This window comes from Enterobacter sp. SES19, assembly GCF_011765665.1.
Taxonomy (GTDB): domain Bacteria; phylum Pseudomonadota; class Gammaproteobacteria; order Enterobacterales; family Enterobacteriaceae; genus Enterobacter; species Enterobacter pseudoroggenkampii.
Genome location: NZ_CP050320.1, coordinates 3,988,169 through 4,009,896 on the forward strand (window position 1 = coordinate 3,988,169; position 21,728 = coordinate 4,009,896).

General features: G+C 57.9%; 27 protein-coding genes. 17 read left to right on the forward strand and 10 right to left on the reverse strand.

All coding sequences use genetic code 11. The annotated features are described in order from the left end of the window. Positions 1 to 281 precede the first annotated feature (281 nt). From galP to ruvX, 7 genes are all read left to right on the forward strand, one after another. Positions 282 to 1,679 carry a galactose/proton symporter gene (galP, locus tag GXP72_RS18915; protein ID WP_024906560.1) on the forward strand — a complete coding sequence of 466 codons (1,398 nt, stop codon included), beginning with the start codon at positions 282 to 284 and terminating at the stop codon, positions 1,677 to 1,679. Positions 1,680 to 1,737: 58 nt separating this feature from the next. Then, positions 1,738 to 2,235, forward strand: a complete 498-nt coding sequence (locus tag GXP72_RS18920; RefSeq protein WP_021242073.1) for a SprT family zinc-dependent metalloprotease — start codon at positions 1,738 to 1,740, stop codon at positions 2,233 to 2,235. A gap of 94 nt (positions 2,236 to 2,329) precedes the next feature. Continuing rightward, positions 2,330 to 3,037 (forward strand): deoxyribonuclease I, encoded by a 708-nt coding sequence (endA, locus tag GXP72_RS18925; RefSeq protein ID WP_024906559.1) that lies wholly within the window; start codon positions 2,330 to 2,332, stop codon positions 3,035 to 3,037. 51 nt (positions 3,038 to 3,088) lie between these two features. Continuing rightward, positions 3,089 to 3,820, forward strand: a complete 732-nt coding sequence (rsmE, locus tag GXP72_RS18930; protein ID WP_024906558.1) for a 16S rRNA (uracil(1498)-N(3))-methyltransferase — start codon at positions 3,089 to 3,091, stop codon at positions 3,818 to 3,820. A 19-nt stretch (positions 3,821 to 3,839) separates the two neighbouring features. Beyond that, positions 3,840 to 4,787, forward strand: coding sequence for a glutathione synthase (gene gshB / locus GXP72_RS18935; protein ID WP_024906557.1), 948 nt, complete (start codon positions 3,840 to 3,842; stop codon positions 4,785 to 4,787). An 87-nt stretch (positions 4,788 to 4,874) separates the two neighbouring features. Further along, on the forward strand, positions 4,875 to 5,435 hold the full coding sequence (locus GXP72_RS18940; RefSeq protein ID WP_032645077.1) for a YqgE/AlgH family protein: 561 nt from the start codon (positions 4,875 to 4,877) through the stop codon (positions 5,433 to 5,435). After that, positions 5,435 to 5,851 carry a Holliday junction resolvase RuvX gene (gene ruvX, locus GXP72_RS18945; RefSeq protein ID WP_021242076.1) on the forward strand — a complete coding sequence of 139 codons (417 nt, stop codon included), beginning with the start codon at positions 5,435 to 5,437 and terminating at the stop codon, positions 5,849 to 5,851. The genes GXP72_RS18940 and ruvX overlap by 1 nt, the downstream gene beginning before the upstream one ends. 10 nt (positions 5,852 to 5,861) lie before the next feature. On the opposite strand, the gene GXP72_RS18950 is transcribed toward ruvX, so the two are convergent. Further along, positions 5,862 to 6,842, reverse strand: a complete 981-nt coding sequence (locus tag GXP72_RS18950) for a type IV pilus twitching motility protein PilT (RefSeq protein ID WP_061714497.1) — start codon at positions 6,840 to 6,842, stop codon at positions 5,862 to 5,864. A 17-nt stretch (positions 6,843 to 6,859) separates the two neighbouring features. On the opposite strand from GXP72_RS18950, the gene GXP72_RS18955 reads away from it, so the two are divergent. From GXP72_RS18955 to GXP72_RS18980, 6 genes are all read left to right on the forward strand, one after another. Beyond that, on the forward strand, positions 6,860 to 7,561 hold the full coding sequence (locus GXP72_RS18955) for a YggS family pyridoxal phosphate-dependent enzyme (RefSeq protein ID WP_024906555.1): 702 nt from the start codon (positions 6,860 to 6,862) through the stop codon (positions 7,559 to 7,561). A gap of 21 nt (positions 7,562 to 7,582) precedes the next feature. Further along, entirely contained in the window at positions 7,583 to 8,149 is a 567-nt protein-coding gene (locus tag GXP72_RS18960) for a YggT family protein (RefSeq protein WP_090418613.1), read from the forward strand. After that, entirely contained in the window at positions 8,146 to 8,442 is a 297-nt protein-coding gene (yggU, locus tag GXP72_RS18965) for a DUF167 family protein YggU (protein ID WP_090418616.1), read from the forward strand. Before GXP72_RS18960 ends, yggU begins: the two co-directional genes overlap by 4 nt. A 3-nt stretch (positions 8,443 to 8,445) precedes the next feature. Then, positions 8,446 to 9,039 (forward strand): XTP/dITP diphosphatase, encoded by a 594-nt coding sequence (locus tag GXP72_RS18970; protein WP_048991669.1) that lies wholly within the window; start codon positions 8,446 to 8,448, stop codon positions 9,037 to 9,039. After that, a complete protein-coding gene (hemW, locus tag GXP72_RS18975; RefSeq protein ID WP_090418619.1) occupies positions 9,032 to 10,174 on the forward strand; it encodes a radical SAM family heme chaperone HemW in 1,143 nt (380 codons plus the stop codon). The genes GXP72_RS18970 and hemW overlap by 8 nt, the downstream gene beginning before the upstream one ends. A 64-nt stretch (positions 10,175 to 10,238) precedes the next feature. After that, positions 10,239 to 10,601, forward strand: coding sequence for an endonuclease domain-containing protein (locus GXP72_RS18980; protein ID WP_048029070.1), 363 nt, complete (start codon positions 10,239 to 10,241; stop codon positions 10,599 to 10,601). 61 nt (positions 10,602 to 10,662) lie between these two features. Here the strand turns inward: GXP72_RS18980 and GXP72_RS18985 are convergent, their stop codons facing one another. The 3 genes from GXP72_RS18985 to trmB are packed head-to-tail and all read right to left on the reverse strand — an operon-like array spanning position 10,663 to position 12,481. Beyond that, positions 10,663 to 11,379, reverse strand: coding sequence for a DUF2884 domain-containing protein (locus tag GXP72_RS18985; RefSeq protein WP_024906551.1), 717 nt, complete (start codon positions 11,377 to 11,379; stop codon positions 10,663 to 10,665). A 56-nt stretch (positions 11,380 to 11,435) separates the two neighbouring features. Then, positions 11,436 to 11,762 (reverse strand): YggL family protein, encoded by a 327-nt coding sequence (locus tag GXP72_RS18990; RefSeq protein ID WP_014885198.1) that lies wholly within the window; start codon positions 11,760 to 11,762, stop codon positions 11,436 to 11,438. Then, on the reverse strand, positions 11,762 to 12,481 hold the full coding sequence (gene trmB, locus GXP72_RS18995) for a tRNA (guanosine(46)-N7)-methyltransferase TrmB (RefSeq protein ID WP_023333355.1): 720 nt from the start codon (positions 12,479 to 12,481) through the stop codon (positions 11,762 to 11,764). The genes GXP72_RS18990 and trmB overlap by 1 nt, the downstream gene beginning before the upstream one ends. Before the next feature lie 144 nt (positions 12,482 to 12,625). Between trmB and mutY the strand changes: the two genes are divergently transcribed. The 4 genes from mutY (at position 12,626) to GXP72_RS19015 (ending at position 16,585) form a co-directional block, all read left to right on the forward strand. Continuing rightward, positions 12,626 to 13,678: an A/G-specific adenine glycosylase gene (gene mutY / locus GXP72_RS19000; protein WP_175557797.1), complete on the forward strand. Its 1,053-nt coding sequence runs from the start codon at positions 12,626 to 12,628 to the stop codon at positions 13,676 to 13,678. A 26-nt stretch (positions 13,679 to 13,704) separates the two neighbouring features. Then, positions 13,705 to 13,977: an oxidative damage protection protein gene (locus GXP72_RS19005; protein WP_023309138.1), complete on the forward strand. Its 273-nt coding sequence runs from the start codon at positions 13,705 to 13,707 to the stop codon at positions 13,975 to 13,977. A gap of 56 nt (positions 13,978 to 14,033) precedes the next feature. Next, a complete protein-coding gene (gene mltC, locus GXP72_RS19010) occupies positions 14,034 to 15,110 on the forward strand; it encodes a membrane-bound lytic murein transglycosylase MltC (protein WP_024906549.1) in 1,077 nt (358 codons plus the stop codon). A gap of 218 nt (positions 15,111 to 15,328) precedes the next feature. After that, positions 15,329 to 16,585, forward strand: coding sequence for a nucleoside permease (locus tag GXP72_RS19015; protein WP_008499767.1), 1,257 nt, complete (start codon positions 15,329 to 15,331; stop codon positions 16,583 to 16,585). 80 nt (positions 16,586 to 16,665) lie between these two features. Here GXP72_RS19015 and citG read toward each other — a convergent pair whose 3' ends face one another. Genes citG through citC form a run of 6 tightly spaced genes read right to left on the reverse strand, consistent with a single transcriptional unit; the run spans position 16,666 to position 21,721 of the window. Then, positions 16,666 to 17,469 carry a triphosphoribosyl-dephospho-CoA synthase CitG gene (gene citG / locus GXP72_RS19020; RefSeq protein ID WP_090418622.1) on the reverse strand — a complete coding sequence of 268 codons (804 nt, stop codon included), beginning with the start codon at positions 17,467 to 17,469 and terminating at the stop codon, positions 16,666 to 16,668. Continuing rightward, on the reverse strand, positions 17,447 to 17,986 hold the full coding sequence (gene citX / locus GXP72_RS19025) for a citrate lyase holo-[acyl-carrier protein] synthase (protein ID WP_024906547.1): 540 nt from the start codon (positions 17,984 to 17,986) through the stop codon (positions 17,447 to 17,449). The genes citG and citX overlap by 23 nt, the downstream gene beginning before the upstream one ends. Next, a complete protein-coding gene (citF, locus tag GXP72_RS19030; RefSeq protein WP_208763245.1) occupies positions 17,983 to 19,506 on the reverse strand; it encodes a citrate lyase subunit alpha in 1,524 nt (507 codons plus the stop codon). Before citF ends, citX begins: the two co-directional genes overlap by 4 nt. A gap of 10 nt (positions 19,507 to 19,516) precedes the next feature. Then, a complete protein-coding gene (gene citE / locus GXP72_RS19035; protein WP_029740740.1) occupies positions 19,517 to 20,392 on the reverse strand; it encodes a citrate (pro-3S)-lyase subunit beta in 876 nt (291 codons plus the stop codon). Next, positions 20,389 to 20,682, reverse strand: a complete 294-nt coding sequence (citD, locus tag GXP72_RS19040) for a citrate lyase acyl carrier protein (RefSeq protein ID WP_090418625.1) — start codon at positions 20,680 to 20,682, stop codon at positions 20,389 to 20,391. The genes citE and citD overlap by 4 nt, the downstream gene beginning before the upstream one ends. Positions 20,683 to 20,698: 16 nt before the next feature. Further along, positions 20,699 to 21,721 (reverse strand): [citrate (pro-3S)-lyase] ligase, encoded by a 1,023-nt coding sequence (gene citC, locus GXP72_RS19045; RefSeq protein WP_024906545.1) that lies wholly within the window; start codon positions 21,719 to 21,721, stop codon positions 20,699 to 20,701. Positions 21,722 to 21,728 lie beyond the last annotated feature (7 nt).

Consider the following 21,728-nt stretch of genomic DNA (forward strand, 5'->3'; position numbering starts at 1 on the left):
TGAAACCGATTACACCATGCCAAATATATCCCGCTTTCAGAATAATCTCTTTGCCTGATCGCCTTTCTTCTGCTGTTACATTTCATTTCAGTTAAGTCCGAAATTCTAACAAACGCGATGCGCATCACCTCGTTTACCTCTATATTTTCAAAGCTTTAATTATTTTTACGGTTCCACGTTAGTGTAACCGATTACACCTATGTGATTAATCTCACATATTTTTACTAGTCACTCACCTACCCTTTACTTCAATAAAACTGATAACCCAACTGGAGGGCATAATGCCTGACAATAAAAAACAGGGGCGTACGTCCAACAAGGCGATGACATTCTTCGTCTGTTTCCTCGCCGCCCTGGCAGGATTACTTTTTGGCCTGGATATCGGCGTGATTGCCGGTGCATTACCTTTCATCACTGACGAGTTCCAGATCAGCGCTCACACCCAGGAATGGGTGGTCAGCTCCATGATGTTTGGCGCTGCCGTCGGGGCCGTCGGCAGCGGCTGGCTCTCCTTCAAGCTCGGGCGTAAAAAGAGCCTGATGATCGGCGCGATCCTGTTCGTTGCCGGTTCACTCTTCTCTGCCGCTGCGCCTAACGTTGAGGTTCTGCTGGTTTCACGCGTGCTGCTCGGCCTTGCCGTGGGCGTGGCGTCCTATACCGCCCCGCTCTACCTGTCTGAAATCGCGCCGGAGAAAATCCGCGGCAGTATGATTTCGATGTACCAGCTCATGATCACCATCGGTATCCTGGGCGCGTACCTTTCCGATACCGCGTTTAGCTACAGCGGCGCATGGCGCTGGATGCTCGGCGTGATCATCATCCCGGCCATCCTGCTGCTGATTGGCGTCTTCTTCCTGCCGGACAGCCCGCGCTGGTTCGCTGCAAAACGTCGATTCCACGATGCTGAACGCGTGCTGCTTCGCCTGCGCGATACCAGCGCGGAGGCAAAAAACGAGCTGGAAGAGATCCGCGAAAGCCTGAAGGTCAAACAGTCCGGCTGGGCGCTGTTTAAAGAGAACAGCAACTTCCGCCGTGCGGTGTTCCTTGGCGTGCTGCTGCAGGTCATGCAGCAGTTCACCGGGATGAACGTCATCATGTACTACGCGCCAAAAATCTTTGAGCTGGCGGGTTATACCAACACCACCGAGCAGATGTGGGGGACCGTCATCGTGGGTCTGACCAACGTGCTGGCGACCTTTATCGCCATCGGTCTGGTGGACCGCTGGGGACGTAAGCCAACCCTGACGCTGGGCTTCCTGGTGATGGCGGCCGGTATGGGCGTCCTCGGTACCATGATGCATGTGGGCATTCACTCCCCAACCGCCCAGTACTTTGCGGTAGGCATGCTGCTGATGTTTATCGTCGGGTTTGCGATGAGCGCCGGTCCGCTGATCTGGGTACTGTGCTCGGAGATTCAGCCGCTGAAAGGGCGTGATTTTGGTATCACCTGCTCTACCGCAACCAACTGGGTTGCCAACATGATCGTCGGCGCAACGTTCCTGACCATGCTCAATACCCTGGGCAACGCGAACACCTTCTGGGTATACGCCGGTCTGAACATCTTCTTTATTGTGCTGACCATCTGGCTGGTTCCAGAAACCAAACACGTTTCGCTGGAACATATTGAACGTAACCTGATGAAAGGTCGTCCTCTGCGCGAAATCGGCGCCCACGACTGATCCTCTTACGGGAGGCGCCTCTTGCGCCTCCCCGCTTCGCGCTTTATGCTCTGCCCCTATGAAAGCACCCCGTCTCCCCATCGCCATTCAGCAGGCCGTTATGCGCAGCCTGCGGGAAAAACTCGCCCAGGCGAACCTGAAGCTCGGTCGCAACTACCCTGAACCCAAACTAGTATACCAGCAGCGTGGCACCTCGGCCGGTACAGCCTGGCTTGAGTCGTATGAGATCCGCCTTAACCCGGTGCTGATGATGGAAAACCAGCAGGCGTTTATCGATGAAGTGGTGCCGCACGAGCTGGCGCATCTGCTGGTGTGGAAACACTTTGGCCGCGTCGCGCCGCATGGAAAAGAGTGGAAGTGGATGATGGAGGCGGTGCTCGGCGTTCCGGCACGCCGTACCCATCAGTTCGAGCTGGAATCGGTGCGCCGCAATACCTTCCCCTACCGCTGCCAGTGTCAGCAGCACCAGCTTACCGTCCGTCGCCATAATCGCGTGGTGCGCGGTGAGGCGACCTACCGCTGCGTCAAATGCGGCGAGCCGCTGGTTGCGGAATAATCATCTGAACTTTCAGGAACTTTCCTGATCTGACTGATTGCATACAGGAACAACATTCGTTACGTTGCGGGCTCGTTTTGACACGGAGTGTAAGATGTCCCGTAATTTTTCTTTCGCGGTCGCCTTTCTGACGACGGCGCTCTCAGGCCATGCTCTGGCCGACGGTATCAACAGTTTTTCCCAGGCCAAGGCCGCAGGCGTGAAGGTGAACGCCGATGTGCCGGGCGATTTCTACTGCGGCTGTAAAATTAACTGGCAGGGTAAAAAAGGGGTCGTTGACCTTGAGTCCTGCGGCTACAAGGTGCGTAAAAACGAAAACCGCGCCAGCCGTATTGAATGGGAGCATGTCGTTCCGGCCTGGCAGTTTGGCCACCAGCGCCAGTGCTGGCAGGATGGCGGACGTAAAAACTGCGCCAAAGATCCGGTGTATCGCCAGATGGAAAGCGATATGCATAACCTGCAGCCTGCCGTGGGTGAAGTGAACGGCGACCGGGGTAATTTCATGTACAGCCAGTGGAACGGTGGTGAAGGCCAGTACGGCCAGTGCGGTATGAAGGTTGATTTTAAAGAGAAAGTCGCCGAGCCCCCTGCCCGCGCGCGCGGCAGCATTGCCCGCACCTACTTCTATATGCGTGACCGTTACGACCTCAACCTTTCCCGCCAGCAGACGCAGCTGTTCAACGCCTGGGACAAGCAGTACCCGGTGACGGAGTGGGAATGCCAGCGCGACGAACGTATCGCCAGAGTCCAGGGGAATCACAACCCTTACGTCCAGCGGGCTTGCCAGGCGCAAAAGAGCTAACCTACACTACGGCAATTCGCTTATATCGCATGACACATGGAATTTCTGACTATGCGCATTCCCCGCATTTACCATCCTGAACTGATTACCGCAGGCCGCGAAATCGCCCTGTCTGATGACGCTGCCAACCACGTTGGCCGCGTGCTGCGCATGGGCGCAGGTCAGGCAATACAGCTGTTCGACGGCTCGAACCAGGTTTTCGACGCGGAAATCACGCGGTCTGATAAAAAAAGCGTACATGTTAACGTCCTGCGTGGCGAAGTGGACGACCGGGAATCACCGCTGCACATTCATCTGGGCCAGGTGATGTCGCGCGGCGAGAAAATGGAGTTCACCATTCAGAAATCCATTGAACTGGGTGTAAGCCTCATTACGCCACTTTTTTCTGAGCGCTGTGGCGTTAAACTGGATGCGGAACGTCTGAACAAAAAGATCCAGCAGTGGCAGAAAATTGCCATTGCGGCTTGCGAACAGAGTGGCCGCAACCGTATTCCGGAGATCCGCCCGGCGATGGATCTGGAGGAGTGGTGTGCAGAAGAGGACAGTGGGCTGAAGCTCAATCTTCATCCGCGCGCCAGCGCCAGCATCAATACGCTGCCCCTGCCCGTTGAGCGCGTACGCCTGCTGATTGGCCCCGAAGGCGGCCTGTCGGCGGACGAAATTGCGATGACGGCACGTTACCAGTTTACTGATATTCTGTTGGGACCTCGCGTTCTGCGCACTGAGACAACGGCACTCACGGCCATTACCGCGCTACAGGTACGGTTTGGCGATCTGGGTTGAAGCATTAACGGAGAAGAACATGATCAAGCTCGGCATCGTGATGGACCCCATCGCAAACATTAACATCAAGAAAGATTCCAGCTTCGCCATGCTGCTGGAAGCGCAGCGTCGCGGCTATGAACTCCACTATATGGAGATGAACGATCTTTACCTGATTAACGGTGAAGCCCGCGCCCGCACCCGCATCGTTAACGTCGAGCAGAACTACGACAAATGGTACGAATTCGGCACCGAGCAGGACATTGCCCTGGCCGATCTCAACGTCATCCTGATGCGTAAAGATCCGCCGTTCGACACCGAATACATCTACTGCACCTATATTCTCGAACGCGCTGAAGAGAAAGGCACGCTGATCGTCAACAAGCCCCAGAGCCTGCGCGACTGCAACGAGAAGCTCTACACCGCCTGGTTCTCTGACCTGACGCCGGAAACCCTGGTGACCCGCAGCAAAGCGCAGCTGAAAGAATTCTGGCAGAAGCACGGCGATATCATCATGAAGCCGCTGGACGGCATGGGCGGCGCATCGATTTTCCGCGTGAAAGAGAGCGATCCGAACATTGGCGTGATTGCCGAAACGCTGACCGAACTGGGCACGCGTTACTGCATGGCGCAGAACTATATTCCGGCGATCAAAGACGGCGACAAACGCGTTCTGGTGGTGGATGGCGAACCGGTTCCTTACTGCCTGGCACGAATCCCGCAGGGTGGCGAAACCCGCGGTAATCTGGCCGCCGGTGGCCGCGGCGAACCGCGTCCGCTAACCGAAAGCGACTGGGAAATTGCCCGCCGCGTTGGCCCGACGCTGAAAGCCAAAGGTCTGATCTTCGTCGGACTGGATATCATCGGCGATCGTCTTACCGAAGTGAACGTCACCAGCCCGACCTGCATTCGTGAAATTGAAGCGGAATTCCCTGTCTCAATCACCGGTATGCTGATGGACGCTATCGAAAAGCGTTTACAAAAATAACCTAACAATACTATTAGTGACAGCGCCTGAGTTTGTCCCCATACTGGGCGCTGTCGCTTTTTAAACCAGGAAACAGTACCTCTGACAATGAATTTACAGCATCACTTTCTTATTGCCATGCCTGCTCTCCAGGACCCGATTTTTCGCCGCGCCGTGGTTTATATTTGTGAATACAATGAAGACGGCGCGATGGGCATTATCATCAATAAACCGCTGGAAAATCTTCAGGTTGAAGGGATTCTGGACAAGCTGAAAATCCCGGCTGAAGCGCGACTGCCGGAAATCCGGCTTGATAAGCCCGTGATGCTGGGTGGACCTCTTGCAGAAGATCGCGGTTTTATCCTGCATACGCCGCCGGTATTCTCTTCCAGCATTCGCATCTCCGACAAGACCGTTATCACGACCTCGCGTGACGTACTCGAAACGCTGGGCACCGCAGAGCAGCCTTCTGAAGTGCTGGTGGCGCTGGGCTATTCGTCGTGGGAGAAAGGCCAGCTTGAGCAAGAGATCCTCGATAACGCCTGGCTCACCGCCCCTGCGGACATGAATATCCTGTTTAAAACCCCTATCGCCGATCGCTGGCGCGACGCGGCAAAGCTGATTGGCATTGATATCCTGACCATGCCTGGCGTAGCGGGGCACGCCTGATGAGCGGAACGCTTCTTGCCTTCGATTTTGGTACTAAAAGCATTGGCGTCGCCGTGGGGCAGCGCATCACCGGTACCGCGCGTCCGCTTACGGCCCTGAAGGCCAACGACGGCACGCCGGACTGGAACCTCATTGAGCGCCTGCTCAAGGAGTGGCAACCGGATGACGTGATTGTTGGGCTGCCGCTGAACATGGACGGTACCGAACAGCCGCTGACCGCCCGGGCGCGTAAGTTCGCCAACAAAATCCATGGCCGCTTTGGCGTCTCCGTGAAGCTGCACGACGAGCGTCTGAGCACCGTCGAAGCGCGCGCGGGTCTGTTTGAGCACGGTGGCTTCCGGGCGCTGAACAAAGGCAGCGTCGACTCCGCTTCTGCCGTCATCATCCTCGAAAGCTATTTCGAGCAGGGCTTTTAAGCACAGGGGCCTACAGCCGCCCCTGCGCCCGTCTCTCCGCCAGGCTCTGGTCAAAGTTCTGCATACCTGCCTGCTGACCGGTTTGAATGATGCCGGGCAGTTGCCACGTTTTCCCTTCACGAATGAGATTCGCCGCCGCGGCGGTATTCACCAGCAGCTCATACAGCGCGACGCGCCCGCCCTGGAGATCGGGAAGCAGCTTTTGCGCCAGCACCGCCCGCAGGCTGCCGGCCAGCTGGTTACGCACCGGATCTTTCTCCTGCGCCGGGAACGTATCGACCAGCCGTTCAATCGCCTGCGATGCTCCGCGCGTATGCAGGGTCGCCAGCACCAGATGCCCGGTTTCCGCCGCAGTTAGCGCAAGGCGGATCGTTTCGCTGTCGCGCAACTCTCCAAGCAGAATCACGTCCGGATCCTGGCGTAAGGCACCGCGCAGCGCTTCTGCAAATGACGGGCTGTGCTGACCTATCTCCCGCTGCTGGATCAGACAACGTTCGCTCCGGTAGATAAACTCCACCGGATCTTCAAGCGTGAGGATATGGCCATCAGCATGGCGGTTAAGAAAATCGACCATCGCCGCCAGCGTAGTTGATTTACCGCTGCCGGTTGCTCCTGTCACCAGAATCAGTCCGGCGTCATTGGACAACAGTTCCGGGATTGCCCGCGGCGCGCCCAGCGAAGCGAGCTGCGGGCAGGTACGCGGCAACAGCCGGAGCGTTACAGAGATACCGCTCATCTGCTTAAAGGCACTGCCGCGCAGACGCTGGCCTCCCGCCACCGTCACGGCAAAATCCACCTGCCCGCTGGCCCACCATATCCCCTGCTGCTCGTCGTTGAGCCACGCTTTTAACAACGCCCCGACGTCGGGAGGAGGAAACGGTGCCGGCTCAAGGCGGCCTGTTCTGCGCCAGCGGGGTGGCGAATCACTGCACAGGTGTAGATCGGAGACGTTATGCTTTACACTAAGGGCCACAATTTCTTCCACATCCATAGACTACTCCTCGGAAAATGAACGACATTGCGCATAACCTGGCACAGGTCCGGGACAAAATCTCAGCCGCAGCAACGCGTTGCGGCCGGGCTTCAGAAGAAATTACCCTGCTTGCAGTCAGCAAAACCAAGCCTGCGAGCGCCATCGCAGAAGCGATAGCGGCAGGCCACCGGGCGTTTGGTGAAAATTACGTGCAGGAAGGCGTGGATAAAATTCGCTACTTCCAGGAACAGGGGAAGACGGATCTGCAGTGGCACTTTATTGGCCCGCTGCAGTCGAACAAAAGCCGTCTGGTGGCAGAGCACTTCGACTGGTGTCACACCATCGACCGTCTGCGTATTGCGACACGTCTGAACGACCAGCGTCCGGCAGAGATGCCAGCGCTTAACGTGCTGATTCAGGTCAACATCAGCGACGAAAACAGCAAGTCCGGCATTGCGCTGAGCGAGCTGGACGCGCTGGCCGCAGAGGTGGCCGAACTGCCGCGCTTAACCCTGCGCGGGCTGATGGCCATTCCGGCGCCTGAGTCAAGTTATGAAAGGCAGTTTGCCGTGGCACAGCAAATGGCTGTAGCATTTGAGGCGCTTAAAGCGCGCTATAACACGGTAGACACGCTTTCTCTGGGCATGTCGGATGATATGGAAGCCGCCATCGCGGCAGGCAGCACTATGGTGCGCATCGGCACGGCAATTTTCGGTGCGCGCGACTACTCAAAATAATAAGGAAACCTGAGGAACGCCATGAAGACGTTGACTTTCCTGCTCTCAACTGTGCTTGAGCTGTATACGATGGCGCTTTTGCTGCGCGTCTGGATGCAGTGGGCCCGCTGTGATTTTTACAATCCGTTCTCGCAGTTTGTCGTGAAAATCACGCAGCCTGTTGTCGGACCATTGCGCCGTATTATCCCGGCCATGGGCCCCATCGACAGTTCGTCTCTGCTGGTGGCGTTTATTCTGAGCGTTATCAAAGCGATCGTGCTGTTTATGGTCATCACCTTCCAGCCGATTATATGGATTGCTGCGGTCCTGATTCTGGTCAAAACCATCGGTCTGCTTATTTTCTGGGTGCTGCTGGTGATGGCCATCATGAGCTGGGTCAGCCAGGGGCGTAGCCCGGTGGAGTATGCTTTGATTCAGCTGGCAGAGCCGCTGCTGCGTCCAATCCGTAACCTGCTTCCGTCTATGGGCGGCATCGATTTTTCCCCGATGATCCTGGTTCTGCTGCTCTATGTGGTCAACATGGGGATCGCTGAGCTGTTACAGTCCACGGGCAATATGCTGCTGCCGGGGCTGTGGATGGCGCCATGAGTGCCGTAAGCACCTGCGCTGACGGGCTGGTTTTGCGGCTGTATATTCAGCCAAAAGCCAGCCGTGACGTTATTGTTGGGCTGCATGGCGACGAGTTAAAAGTCGCCATCACCGCCCCGCCGGTTGACGGCCAGGCGAACGCGCATCTGACTAAATATCTGGCAAAACAGTTTCGCGTCGCCAAAAGCCAGGTCATCATTGAAAAAGGTGAACTTGGGCGACATAAACAGGTAAAAATCCTTAATCCGCAATCTATCCCGACGGAAGTCGCGGCACTGAAAGAACAGGACTAAACCATGCAGAAAGTTGTTCTCGCGACCGGCAACGCTGGTAAAGTGCGCGAGCTGGCCTCGCTATTAAATGATTTTGGGCTGGACGTGGTCGCCCAGACCGATCTTGGCGTGGATTCCGCCGAAGAGACGGGGCTGACGTTTATCGAAAACGCGATCCTGAAAGCGCGCCACGCCGCGCAGATTACGGGCCTGCCCGCGATTGCCGACGACTCCGGCCTGGCCGTGGATTTTCTCGGCGGCGCGCCGGGGATTTACTCCGCGCGCTATTCCGGCGCTGACGCTACCGACCAGCAGAATCTGGAAAAGCTGCTTGTCGCCCTGAAAGACGTACCGGACGAACAGCGTACCGCGCAGTTCCACTGCGTACTGGTTTATATGCGTCACGCGGAAGACCCTACGCCTATCGTCTGCCACGGCAGCTGGCCGGGCGTGATCACCCGTGAAGCGGCTGGTAACGGCGGCTTTGGCTACGACCCGATTTTCTTTGTCCCGACCGAGGGCAAAACCGCTGCGGAACTGACCCGCGAAGAGAAAAGCGCGATTTCCCACCGTGGACGCGCGCTGAAACTGTTACTGGAAGCACTGCGTAATGGCTAATTTGCCGCCTCTGAGTCTTTATATTCACATCCCGTGGTGCGTGCAGAAATGCCCGTACTGCGATTTCAACTCGCACGCGCTGAAGGGCGAAGTGCCGCACGATGATTACGTTGCGCATCTGCTGGCCGACCTGGACGCCGATGTACCTTACGCACAGGGACGTGAAGTTAAGACCATTTTCATTGGTGGCGGTACGCCGAGCCTGCTGTCCGGTCCGGCTATGCAGACCCTGCTGGACGGCGTGCGTGCGCGCCTGAACCTGGCAGCGGATGCTGAAATTACGATGGAAGCCAACCCCGGCACCGTTGAGGCCGACCGTTTTGTCGACTATCAGCGCGCGGGCGTAAACCGCATCTCAATCGGCGTGCAGAGCTTTAGCGAACCGAAGCTAAAACGTCTGGGGCGCATTCACGGCCCGGAAGAGGCGAAGCGCGCGGCAAACCTGGCGACCGGGCTTAATCTTCGCAGCTTCAACCTCGATTTGATGCACGGCCTGCCGGATCAGTCGCTGGACGAGGCGCTGGACGACCTGCGCCAGGCCATTGCACTGAACCCGCCGCACCTGTCGTGGTACCAGCTCACCATCGAGCCAAACACGCTGTTCGGTTCCCGCCCGCCGGTGCTGCCGGACGACGACGCGCTGTGGGATATCTTCGAGCAGGGTCACCAGTTGTTAACCGCTGCGGGCTATCAGCAGTATGAAACGTCCGCGTACGCGAAGCCGGGCTACCAGTGTCAGCACAACCTGAACTACTGGCGCTTTGGCGACTATCTCGGTATTGGCTGCGGCGCGCACGGCAAGGTGACCTTCCCGGACGGGCGCATTCTGCGCACCGCCAAAACCCGCCACCCGCGCGGATATATGGAAGGCCGCTACCTGGAGCGTCAGCACGACGTCGAGGCGGCGGATAAGCCGTTTGAGTTCTTTATGAACCGCTTCCGCCTGCTGGAGGCCGCGCCGCGCGCGGAATTTACACGTTACACCGGGCTGCCGGAGTCGGTGATTCGCCCGCAGATCGACGAGGCGCTGGCCCAGGGGTATCTCACCGAGTGTGATGAATACTGGCAGATCACCGAGCACGGCAAACTGTTCTTAAACTCCCTTCTTGAGCTGTTCCTCGCCGAAGAATCCTGAAGGCTGATTCAGGATTTTGCATCCCGTTCTGCCGGCTGAGGGAAAGGCTGGCAGAGTGTAGGGGATGGAAATTACTCGTTCATATGCAAAACAGCTCAGACGCGAGCTGACAACGGAAGAAAGGCGACTTTGGTATCTACTGCGCAGCCGCCGTTTCGAAAATTATAAATTTCGCCGACAGCATCCGGTAGGAAATTACATACTCGATTTCGCCTGCTGCGAAGCACGTCTGGCAGTTGAGCTGGATGGCGGACAGCATGATGAAAATCAGGAATACGATCGTCAAAGGACGTTGTGGTTAAACCAAAAGGGCTGGCACGTTATTCGATTCTGGAACAACGAACTCTGGAATAATGAAGAGGCTGTGTTGGAAAAGATCCTTGAGACACTGCAAATGCTGCAACCCTCACCCCGGCCCTCTCCCTGAAAGGGAGAGGGAGCAAACCATCCCCTCGCCCCTTTGGGGAGAGGGTTAGGGTGAGGGGAACTTACTTCAGCGTCCCCACCAGCGCCTTCCTACTATCTTCCAGCGACACCACGCGTTTACACACGTCTTTGCCGAACTGCTGGAAATCATCTTCCTGGTTCTTCCACTCGTTCTGAATAGAGGTTTGCAGGCCGCCCAGACTGCCCAGCACGCCCTGCAGCGGGTTACCGCCGCCTTTCAGCACCGCTTTGGCGCCCATCTCGTTGATGCTGTCCTGCAGGATGCCGCCCATCGCCTGGTTCACCAGCTGCTGCCCGTCGGCACGGACCTGATCAATCGCCTTGTAGTGGAAAGTCAGGCCGTCGGAACGCGTCTCGATAATCCGGTTCATCTGTTCTTTAAGCTGCTTATCAAGCTTCGTCAGGCGGGTGCGCATATTGCTGCTCTCCCCCACCTCTTTAGTGATGATCTTATCCAGCGCCACGCGGCTCTTTTCGACGCGCGTCAGGGCACCTTCATTAATCCACGGCAGCGCGGTACGCAAATCGGCCTGATAGTCTTTCGCCTGCTCACGCTGTGCGGCAGTCAGGTTGTACTGCTTGCCGTTAAAGGTGACGTTCCCCTGCGGCGTAATCACCAGATTGCCGTTCTCGCCTTTGACCTGCACGGTTTGCGGGCTTAACACCACGTCATCACGCGGGGTGACGCTACACTGATAATCCGCATGGGCGGTGAATCCAGTTGCCATCAAAGCAACAGCCAGCAACGTTTTGCGCATCTTAAACACTCCCTCAGACAAAATGGGCCAGCTAATGCTGGCCCCTGACTTCTTTATTAGTCCCACCAAACGTCGAAAAGTTCGCTGACGCGGACATCTTCCAGCTTGTGGTCCTCAAGCCATTTACGCACCAGCGCCTGATGTTCTTCGGTGCATTTACCCACTTCCTGGGTGCAGATCAGACCTTCCCATGCCAGGTAGCCGCTACCGTCGAAGGCCAGCTTGTTTGGCTCAATCACGTCGTTGATGAACGCATCCACGTCCTGATCGATCTGTTCTACACTGGTGCCTTCCGGGAAACGCCACGCAACGGAGAAGCCCACTTCCTGGAATTCTTCGATGTGCATCTTTTTACGCAGACGACGGCTACGATTCTTTGCCATTATTTCACCCTCTCGAACATTAAGTCCCATACACCGTGACCAAGACGATGGCCACGCTGTTCAAATTTCGTTACCGGACGCGATTCCGGACGCGGTACATAGTCGTTGCTCGCAGACTGGTTTTTGTAACCGTCCAGCGACGACATCACTTCCAGCATATGTTCCGCATACGGTTCCCAGTCGGTCGCCATATGGAAGACACCGCCCAGCTTCAGCTTGCTTTTCACCAGCTCGGCAAACGGTGCCTGAACGATACGGCGTTTATTATGACGTGCTTTGTGCCACGGGTCAGGGAAAAAGAGCTGAACCATGGTTAAAGAATTGTCAGGAATCATTTTGTGCAGCACTTCCACCGCGTCGTGACACATCACGCGCAGGTTCTCAACGCCCTCTTCATGGGCCGTTGCCAGGCATGCACCCACGCCCGGGGAGTGGACTTCAATACCGAGGAAGTTCTGCTCCGGGCGGGCTTTCGCCATGGTCACCAGCGAGGTGCCCATACCAAAACCGATCTCCAGCGTGACGGGTGCTTCGCGGCCGAACAGTTCAGTAAAGTCCAGAGGCTGCTCGCTGAACTCAACGCCCATCACCGGCCAGTAGTTGTCCAGCGCGTGTTGCTGACCTTTTGTCAGGCGGCCCTGACGACGGACAAAGCTGCGAATACGGCGCAGCGGGCGACCGTTTTCATCAAATTCCGGTGAAATGACGTCGTTTTTCATAAAAGAGTTGTCTGCTTGTGAGAATGTTCGGGAAACGGGCATTATCCAAAGTTAAGGCTTCTATGCAAGCATGGGAAAGATCCGGTTTACAGCAGATTGACGCTGTGCTGCAATCTGCGTCCCTGATTATGCGAATCGATGACCATGCAAGCCTCTCAATTTTCAGCCCAGGTGCTGGACTGGTACGACAAATACGGGCGTAAAACCCTGCCCTGGCAAATTGAAAAAACGCCTTACAAAGTATGGCTCTCCGAGGTGATGTTGCAACAAACGCAGGTCGCCACGGTGATCCCTTACTTCGAGCGTTTTATGGCGCGCTTCCCGACGGTGACCGATCTGGCCAACGCCCCGCTGGACGAGGTCCTGCACCTGTGGACCGGTCTTGGCTATTACGCCCGCGCGCGTAACCTTCACAAGGCCGCACAGCAGGTCGCGACGCGCCACAACGGGAAATTCCCGGAAACCTTCGACGAGGTGGCCGATCTCCCCGGCGTCGGACGCTCAACCGCAGGTGCGATTCTTTCCCTGTCGTTAGGCAAGCATTTCCCGATCCTCGACGGCAACGTAAAGCGCGTGCTGGCACGCTGCTATGCCGTCGACGGCTGGCCGGGGAAGAAGGACGTTGAAAAACGTCTTTGGGAAATTAGTGAAGCGGTCACCCCGGCCAACGGCGTCGAGCGTTTCAACCAGGCGATGATGGATCTCGGCGCCATGGTCTGCACGCGCTCAAAACCAAAATGCGAACTCTGCCCGGTGAATACTCTCTGCGTGGCGTATGCCAACCATTCCTGGGCGCAGTATCCGGGTAAGAAACCCAAACAGACGCTGCCGGAGCGCACAGGCTATATGCTGCTGATGCAGCACGGCGACGAGGTCTTCCTGGCCCAGCGTCCGCCGAGCGGCCTGTGGGGTGGTCTATACTGCTTCCCACAGTTTGAAGATGAAGACTTGCTGCGTGAATGGCTTAAAAAGCGCGGGATTGCTGCCGATAACCTGACGCAGTTGACCGCGTTTCGCCATACCTTCAGCCATTTCCACCTGGATATTGTACCCATGTGGCTTCCCGTGTCGTCATTTGCCTCGTGCATGGATGAAGGCACCGCTCTCTGGTATAACTTAGCGCAACCGCCATCAGTCGGACTGGCGGCTCCCGTGGAGCGCCTGTTACAGCAATTACGTGCCGGTGCAATGGTTTAGCATCGACAAGAAAAAGAGGAATGTGTATGGCCAGAACGATTTTTTGTACTTTCCTGCAGCGTGACGCTGAGGGCCAGGATTTCCAGCTTTATCCGGGCGACCTGGGTAAACGCATCTACAATGAAATCTCCAAAGAAGCCTGGGGACAGTGGCAGAAAAAGCAGACCATGCTGATCAACGAGAAGAAACTCAGCATGATGAACCCGGAACACCGCAAGCTGCTGGAGCAGGAGATGGTAAGCTTCCTGTTCGAAGGTAAAGACGTGCACATCGAAGGCTATACGCCACCGGAAAAATAACAGCGTGCGGGGGAAACCCCGCCGTTAAAGCAAACACAACACGCACTCCCGGAATGATGAAAAAACTTTTAGCGCTAGCCCTTGTTGCGCCGTTGCTTGTCTCGTGTTCGTCAAAAAAAGGCGAAGATTACAACGAAGCCTGGATCAAGGACACCAACGGTTTTGACATTTTGATGGGGCAGTTTGCCCACAACATCGAGAACATATGGGGATTTAACGAAGTTCTTATTGCCGGACCCAAGGACTACGTTAAGTACACCGACGCCTATTTGACCCGTAGCCACATCAACTTTGATGAGGGTACGATCACGATTGAGACCATTGCAGGCACTGACCCTGCAGCGCGCTTACGTCAGGCCATTATCAAAACCCTGCTGATGGGTGACGATCCGGGATCTATCGATCTCTACTCCGATGCCGACGATATTACGATCTCGAAAGAGCCGTTCCTGTACGGTCAGGTTGTCGATCAGACCGGCCAGCCGATCCGCTGGGAAGGTCGCGCCACGAAATTTGCCGACTACCTACTGCAGACGCGCCTGAAAAGCCGCTCTAACGGTCTGAAGATCATCTACAGCGTCACCATAAACCTCGTCCCGAACCACCTCGACAAGCGTGCGCATAAGTACATTGGGATGGTGCGTCAGGCCTCACGTAAGTACGGCGTGGATGAGTCGCTGATCCTGGCGATTATGCAGACCGAATCCTCGTTTAACCCGTATGCGGTAAGCCGTTCCGACGCCCTGGGGCTGATGCAGGTGGTGCAGCACAGCGCCGGGAAAGACGTCTTCCGCGCGCAGGGGAAATCCGGCACGCCGAGCCGCAGCTATCTGTTCGACCCGCAGAGCAACATTGATACCGGTACCGCCTATCTGGCGATGCTGAACAATGTGTATCTGGGCGGAATTGATAACCCAACGTCGCGCCGCTATGCGGTGATCACCGCCTATAACGGCGGCGCGGGCAGCGTGCTGCGCGTCTTCTCGAATGACAAAGTGCAGGCCGCGAACATCATCAACAGCATGGCGCCGGGGGATGTTTACTCCACCCTCACCACCCGCCACCCTTCTGCGGAATCCCGCCGGTACCTGTATAAGGTGAATACGGCGCAGAAAAACTATCGTCGTCGGTGATCGGCACACCTTCTCCTGCAAGGAGAAGGTGTTCTCCTTCCCCCCACCCATACGAAAATGTTATTTGCATCACAATCCAAACTGCAAATTAATGTGGATTGCATTTTTTTGCGGGAGGTAACAAAACATATCGTTGCCAACTGATAGAATTGCATCAAATAACAACCCTGAATGTTCCTATAACAACATATCTCCCGCTCACTTGTGAGGAAAGTAACATGAACCTTAAGCTGCAGCTTAAAATATTGTCGTTTCTGCAGTTCTGCCTGTGGGGTAGCTGGCTGACTACACTCGGCTCCTATATGTTTGTGACGCTCAAGTTCGATGGTGCGTCAATCGGTGCCGTATACAGCTCGCTCGGTATTGCGGCTGTCTTCATGCCAACGCTGCTGGGGATCGTGGCGGATAAATGGCTAAGCGCCAAATGGCTGTACATGCTTTGCCATCTGGTGGGCGCGGGGACGCTGTTTATGGCAGCCCAGGTGACCACGCCGGGGGCAATGTTCATGGTGATCCTGCTTAACTCGCTGGCCTATATGCCAACGCTTGGGCTGATCAACACCATCTCCTACTACCGCCTGAAATCCGCGGATATGGATATCGTGACCGATTTCCCGCCAATCCGTATCTGGGGCACCATCGGCTTTATCATGGCGATGTGGGGCGTGAGCTTCGCGGGCTTCGAACTGAGCCATATGCAGCTCTATATCGGTGCAGCGCTCTCCGTGCTGCTGGCGATCTTCACCCTGACGCTGCCAACCATCCCGGTGTCTAACCAGCAGAAAAACCAGAGCTGGAGCACCATGCTCGGCCTGGACGCCTTCGCGCTGTTTAAAAACAAACGCATGGCGATCTTCTTCATCTTCTCCATGCTGCTGGGCGCGGAGCTGCAGATCACCAACATGTTCGGCAACACCTTCCTGCACAGCTTCGATAACAATCCGCTGTTCTCCGGCAGCTTTATCGTTGAACATGCGTCGGTGATGATGTCCATCTCTCAGATCTCTGAGACGCTGTTTATCCTGACCATCCCGTTCTTCCTGAGCCGCTATGGCATCAAGAACGTCATGCTGATCAGTATCGCGGCATGGATGTTGCGCTTCGGTCTGTTCGCCTACGGCGACCCAAGCCCGTTCGGCACCGTGCTGCTGGTGCTGTCGATGATCGTTTACGGCTGCGCCTTCGACTTCTTCAACATCTCCGGTTCGGTGTTTGTGGAAAAAGAGGTGAAGCCTGAAATCCGCGCCAGCGCGCAGGGTATGTTCCTGATGATGACCAACGGCTTCGGCTGTATTCTTGGCGGCGTGGTGAGCGGTAAAGTGGTGGAGATGTACACCACCAACGGTATCACCAACTGGCAGCCTGTATGGCTGATCTTCGCGGCGTACTCGCTGGTGCTGTTCTTCGCGTTCATCGCGCTGTTCAAGTACAAGCACGTACGTGAACCACACGGTGCGCAGCCGATCGCGCATTGATTGTTGTGCCCGGTGGCGCTAGCGCTTACCGGGCCTACAAAACCAGACCATAGGCCGGGTAAGGCGAAGCCGCCACCCGGCTATTTTATTGCAGACAGCACCCATCCCACCGACAGCAAATCCGCACTGCCGCCCGGACTCAGATTGCGTTCAATCAATGCGTTATCCATCCTAAGCAACGCCTCGCGGTCCCAGCCGTTAGCCAGCAGTTCCCGCGCGTAGCCCTGAACGTAGCGCAGCCCTTCCATGCCGCCGCGAGATACCAGATTACTGTCCTGATTGACGGCCATCAGGCGTAACAGCAGGCCGTGAAGTGAATGTCCGTTCCACTGCGCCAGCGCCTTACGCACCGTCGCAAAGCCGCTCTCCGCCTCACCGCGCGCACCGGTTAAGCCGTACTGCTGGAACTGTCGCTCGCCAGCCGTCGTCTGTCCGCTGCGTGCGGCCAGCTCCCGCGACACCAGCCCGCGGCAGATGTTACTCACCTCACAGCAGAGGCTCTCTGCGGAGATATTTTTCACACGACCGGCGGCGAAGCACAGTAAACCCAGGGCAAAAACCCCGCCTTTGTGGGTGTTCACCCCGTTCGTCGCGGCATACATCGCCTGCTCGCAGGCCAGCCCCATCGGGCGGAGAACGCGTAGCTGTTCGCCAGCGGGTTTATCCGCATGCGCGCTGCCCAGCTCGGCAAAGCGCGAAAACCACGGCGTAATCGCCGCGATGCTGCGGACAAACAGCGCGTGGTCCATATCGCGATGGGAACCGTTGTTGAGCGTGTCCACCAGTCCCGGCTTGGGCGTCAGCTCCAGCTCCTGCCACAGCGCCGCCTCGGCAAGCGCGGGCACGTCAGCCGGGCGCGGTTTAGTCGCGAGCAAACCAGTCATCGATCGTCTTCTCCACGCGGGAAACCACCTGCTCAACGGGGTGATTGCGCGAACGGGAACAGGCATGAGCGGGCGCGTCGCAGATCAGGCAGCGCCTGAGATTCGCCCCCAGCGACTGACGCCCGACGTGGCCATGCTGAGGGCAGATCACGTCCAGATCCCACAGCCTGCCGAGCGGGTGCGTCTGCTCCAGATCCGTACAGTGCGCTTTGATTTCCACCGCCGGATGGGCCACGCACCAGAGGGCTTCTGGCCCGGTCGGGAGCCACAGCACCTGACGGTCCAGCACCTGCCAGCGGTTCTCCCACAGCAGCTGGTCGCACATCTGCAGCGCCACGCCCATGGTATTGCGATAGCGCAGGCTGTCCTTGATTTCCCCGGGCGTGACCAGCGTGAGGGAAATCACCGGTTGTTGATAGTGCTCGAGCATGTCAGCCTGGCGCGCTGCGCGGCGCTCTTTCGCCGCCAGCAGTTCGTCAAGGCTGACACCCGCCCGCACGGGTGTCGCTAAAGTCATACTTCCTCCTTCACCTGTCGCACGGTGTCGATCACGCTGCCGTCGCGGTAGCGGATCACCCCGACGATTTTGTCGGTAAATTCAATCGGTTTCGGGACGCCGGTCAGGGAGATCGCCCGCTCATACAGCGCGTTGATATCCACAACCTTCAGCCCGGCCTCCAGCAGCCGCTCGCGGATTTCCGTGCGCGCCGGGTTGACCGCGATGCCGTGATCGGTAACCAGCACGTCGATGCTTTCGCCCGGCGTGAGGCGCGTGGTAACCCGCTTCACCACCGTCGGAATGCGGCTGCGCAGCAGAGGGGCAACGACGATGGTCAGGTTCGCCGCGGCGGCCACGTCGCAGTGCCCGCCGGACGCGCCGCGCATCACTCCGTCGGAGCCGGTGATGACGTTGACGTTGAACTCGACGTCGATTTCCAGCGCGCTGAGGATCACCACGTCGAGCTGGTCGCAGCTTGCCGCCTTGCTGCCTGGGTTAGCGTAAACGTTGGTGGAGATCTCCACGTGGTTCGGGTTACGCGCCAGCGAGGCCGCCGCCTGGCCGTCAAAGCACTGGGTATCGAGCAGCTTTTCGATGAGCCCCTTCTCGTGCAGATCCACTAGGCTGCCGGTGATGCCGCCGAGCGCAAAGCGCGCCTTCACGCCGCTGCGCTCCATCTTCTCTTCCATAAAGCGGGTGCAGGCCGTGGCCGCCGCGCCGGAGCCGGTCTGCATCGAGAAGCCCGGTTTGAAGTAGCCGGAGTGTTCAATGACGTCCGCCGCATAGCGGGCGATCATCAGCTCGCGCGGGTTGCTGGTGACACGGGCCGCGCCGACGCTGATTTTCGCCGGGTCGCCCACGCTTTCAACCTGCACGATGTAGTCCACCTGGTCCTGCACCAGGCTGGCGGGCATATTGGGGAACGGCACCAGCTCTTCAGTCAGCAGCACCACCTTGCGGGCAAAGTGCGCGTCCACCATCGCGTAGCCGAGCGAACCGCAGCACGATTTTCCGTGCGTCCCGTTGGCGTTGCCAAACTCATCGCTGCACGGCACGCCGAGAAACGCCACGTCGATATTCAGCTCGCCGTCCTGGAGCAGCTTCACGCGCCCGCCGTGGGAGTGAATTTGCACCGGTTCGTCCATCAGCCCGTGGGAAATGGCATCCGCCAGCCTGCCGCGCATCCCAGAGGTGTAAATCCGGGTGATGACGCCGCTTTCGATATGCTCGATCAGCGCGTCGTTGCAGGTCATCAGCGAGCTGGAGGCCAGCGTCAGGTTTTTAAAACCCATCCGCGCCAGCAGCGCCACGACGGTGTTGATCACCCGGTCGCCTTCGCGAAACGCATGGTGGAAGGAGATGGTCATCCCGTCCTGCAGGCCGCAGCGCTTAACCGCCTCTTCAATAGAGGCGCAGAGCTTACGGCTGTGCTTCGCGTCGCTGTCCGCCAGCCACGGCGTGGCGCTGTGGGCGGTATCGAAGGGTTTTAAGTCCCGCAGATGGGGGAAATTCACGTGAAGAAGTTCTGTCTGATTCATTGTCTTATCCTTACCGACGCACGCCGGAGGCTGCCGCGCGCTCCAGCACCACCTGCGCGTGGTTAATAATCGGTGCATCCACCATTTTGCCGTTGAGCGACACCACGCCCAGGCCGTTACGCTCTCCCTCTTCCGCCGCCTCAATCACCCTTCTGGCGTGATCCACCTCTTCCTGCGTCGGGGCGTAGGCGTTGTGCAGCAGATCAATCTGGCGCGGGTTGATCAGCGATTTGCCGTTGAAGCCCATCTTGCGGATCAGATCGACCTCACGCAGGAACCCGGCCTCGTCGTTAACGTCTGACCACACCACGTCGAAGGCGTCGATACCCGCCGCGCGGGCGGCGTGCAGCACGGCGCAGCGGGCGTAGAACAGCTCGGTGCCGTCGCCGCGCTCGGTCTGCATGTCCATCACGTAGTCAAAGGCGGCCAGCGCGATGCCGATGAGGCGCGGAGAGCTGCGGGCAATCGCCACGGCGTTGATGACGCCAATGGCCGACTCAATCGCCGCCATCACGCGGGTGGAGCCGACCTCGCGGCCGCACTCGCGCTCGATACGCTCAAGGTGGCCCTCCAGCTCGTAGATGTCGTCCGGCGTGTCGGTTTTCGGCAGGCGGATCACGTCCACGCCGGCCCGCACGGCGGCCTCCAGATCCAACAGGCCAAACGGCGTGCTGAGCGGGTTAATGCGCACCACGGTTTCGATATCCTGATACATCGGGTGCTGCAGCGCGTGAAACACCAGCATGCGCGCGGTATCCTTCTCGCGCAGGGCAACGGCGTCCTCAAGGTCAAACATGATGGAGTCGGGACGGTAGATAAAGGCGGTGGAGAGCATGGCGGCGTTGGCGCCCGGCAGGAACAGCATACTGCGGCGGAGTTTGCTCATTTCAGCGCCCCCCAGTTGATGGTCTGTTCGTCGGCGGCACGCATCAGCGCGCTTTGCAGGCGGGCGCGGATCACACAGTCCAGCGCCCCTTTGTCTTCAATAATGATTAATCCCTGGTGCACGTTCATGGCGCGCAACGTGTCGTTGACCACCTGGCGAATCTGCTCGCCAAACTGCTTAATCACTTCGCTGTGGATGACGATCTCCAGCTCGCCGTGAGCGGGAGCGATTTTCACCATCAGGTCGCTGGACTCCTGCGTTCCGGCCAGCGCCTCCCTTACAATTTTCATGATAAATTCCTGGTAGTTAAGCGACTTCCGCACTCGCACGGTAATGCGTTTCGAGATGCGCGAAGGTGGAGTCCGGGACAATCTCCCGGATCCGGGAAAACTGCTGTGTCTTCAGTAATCGGCGCACTTCGGACGCCGATATGGCGTTGCCGGTGGCCTTGATGCGCGGCATCTCCACCACCTCGATATGCGAGGCCAGCAGGTCGTGCAGCGTCTGGTTGTACTGGCGGGTGATATCGCAGAACGGCTCCGAGCCGATGAAGCGGTGCGTGATGCCGAGCGCCGGGGCGATAAAGTCCCGGAAGATCAGCACGTCAATCTCGCTCCACGCCTGCTGCACTTTGCCGGTCTCCTTCAGGAAGTAGGCCGGAAACGTGGCGCGAGAGATGATGTACTGCGAGCCTTCATGCACCACCACGTTGGGCAGATGCGCCACGCCCGCGCGCACCATCTCAAGGCGCGCGCTGAACGGGAAGAACGACGCGTCTTCACGCACCACGAACAGGTGCAGGGCGTCGCACTGCGCCGCCGCCTGCTCCACCAGATGGCGGTGGCCGAGGGTGAACGGATTGGCGTTCATCACGATGGCGCCAATCTTCTCCCCGCACCTGCGGTTCGCGCGCAGAGAGCGGCAGTAGCGCTCGATCCCCTGCGGGGTGTTCTCCATCAGCACGGCGTTGTTCCCGCTCTGGGCAATCGGCCAGAAGCCGCTGCGGGCAAAGCGCTCCCGGTTGCACGGACGGGTGCAGAGGAAGAGGTGAAAATGGCCGCGCTCCAGCGCCGCATGTTCCACCTCTGCCAGCAGCCGCGCGCTGAGGTTCTCGCCGCGAAGCTGCTCGTTGACCGCCACGCACTTAATGACGTTGGCGGCAAGCCCTGCGCAACCCACCAGCTGCGGGCCGGACCAGGCTTCGACGAACAGCGTGATGTCGTTGTCCAGGCCCAGGCCGCTGTCTGCCAGCAGGTAGCGGATCTGGCTTAAGCGTTCCGGATGCTTCGCCACGAGGGTGTGGCGAAAATCGATGGGTTGACTGTTCATGCCGCCT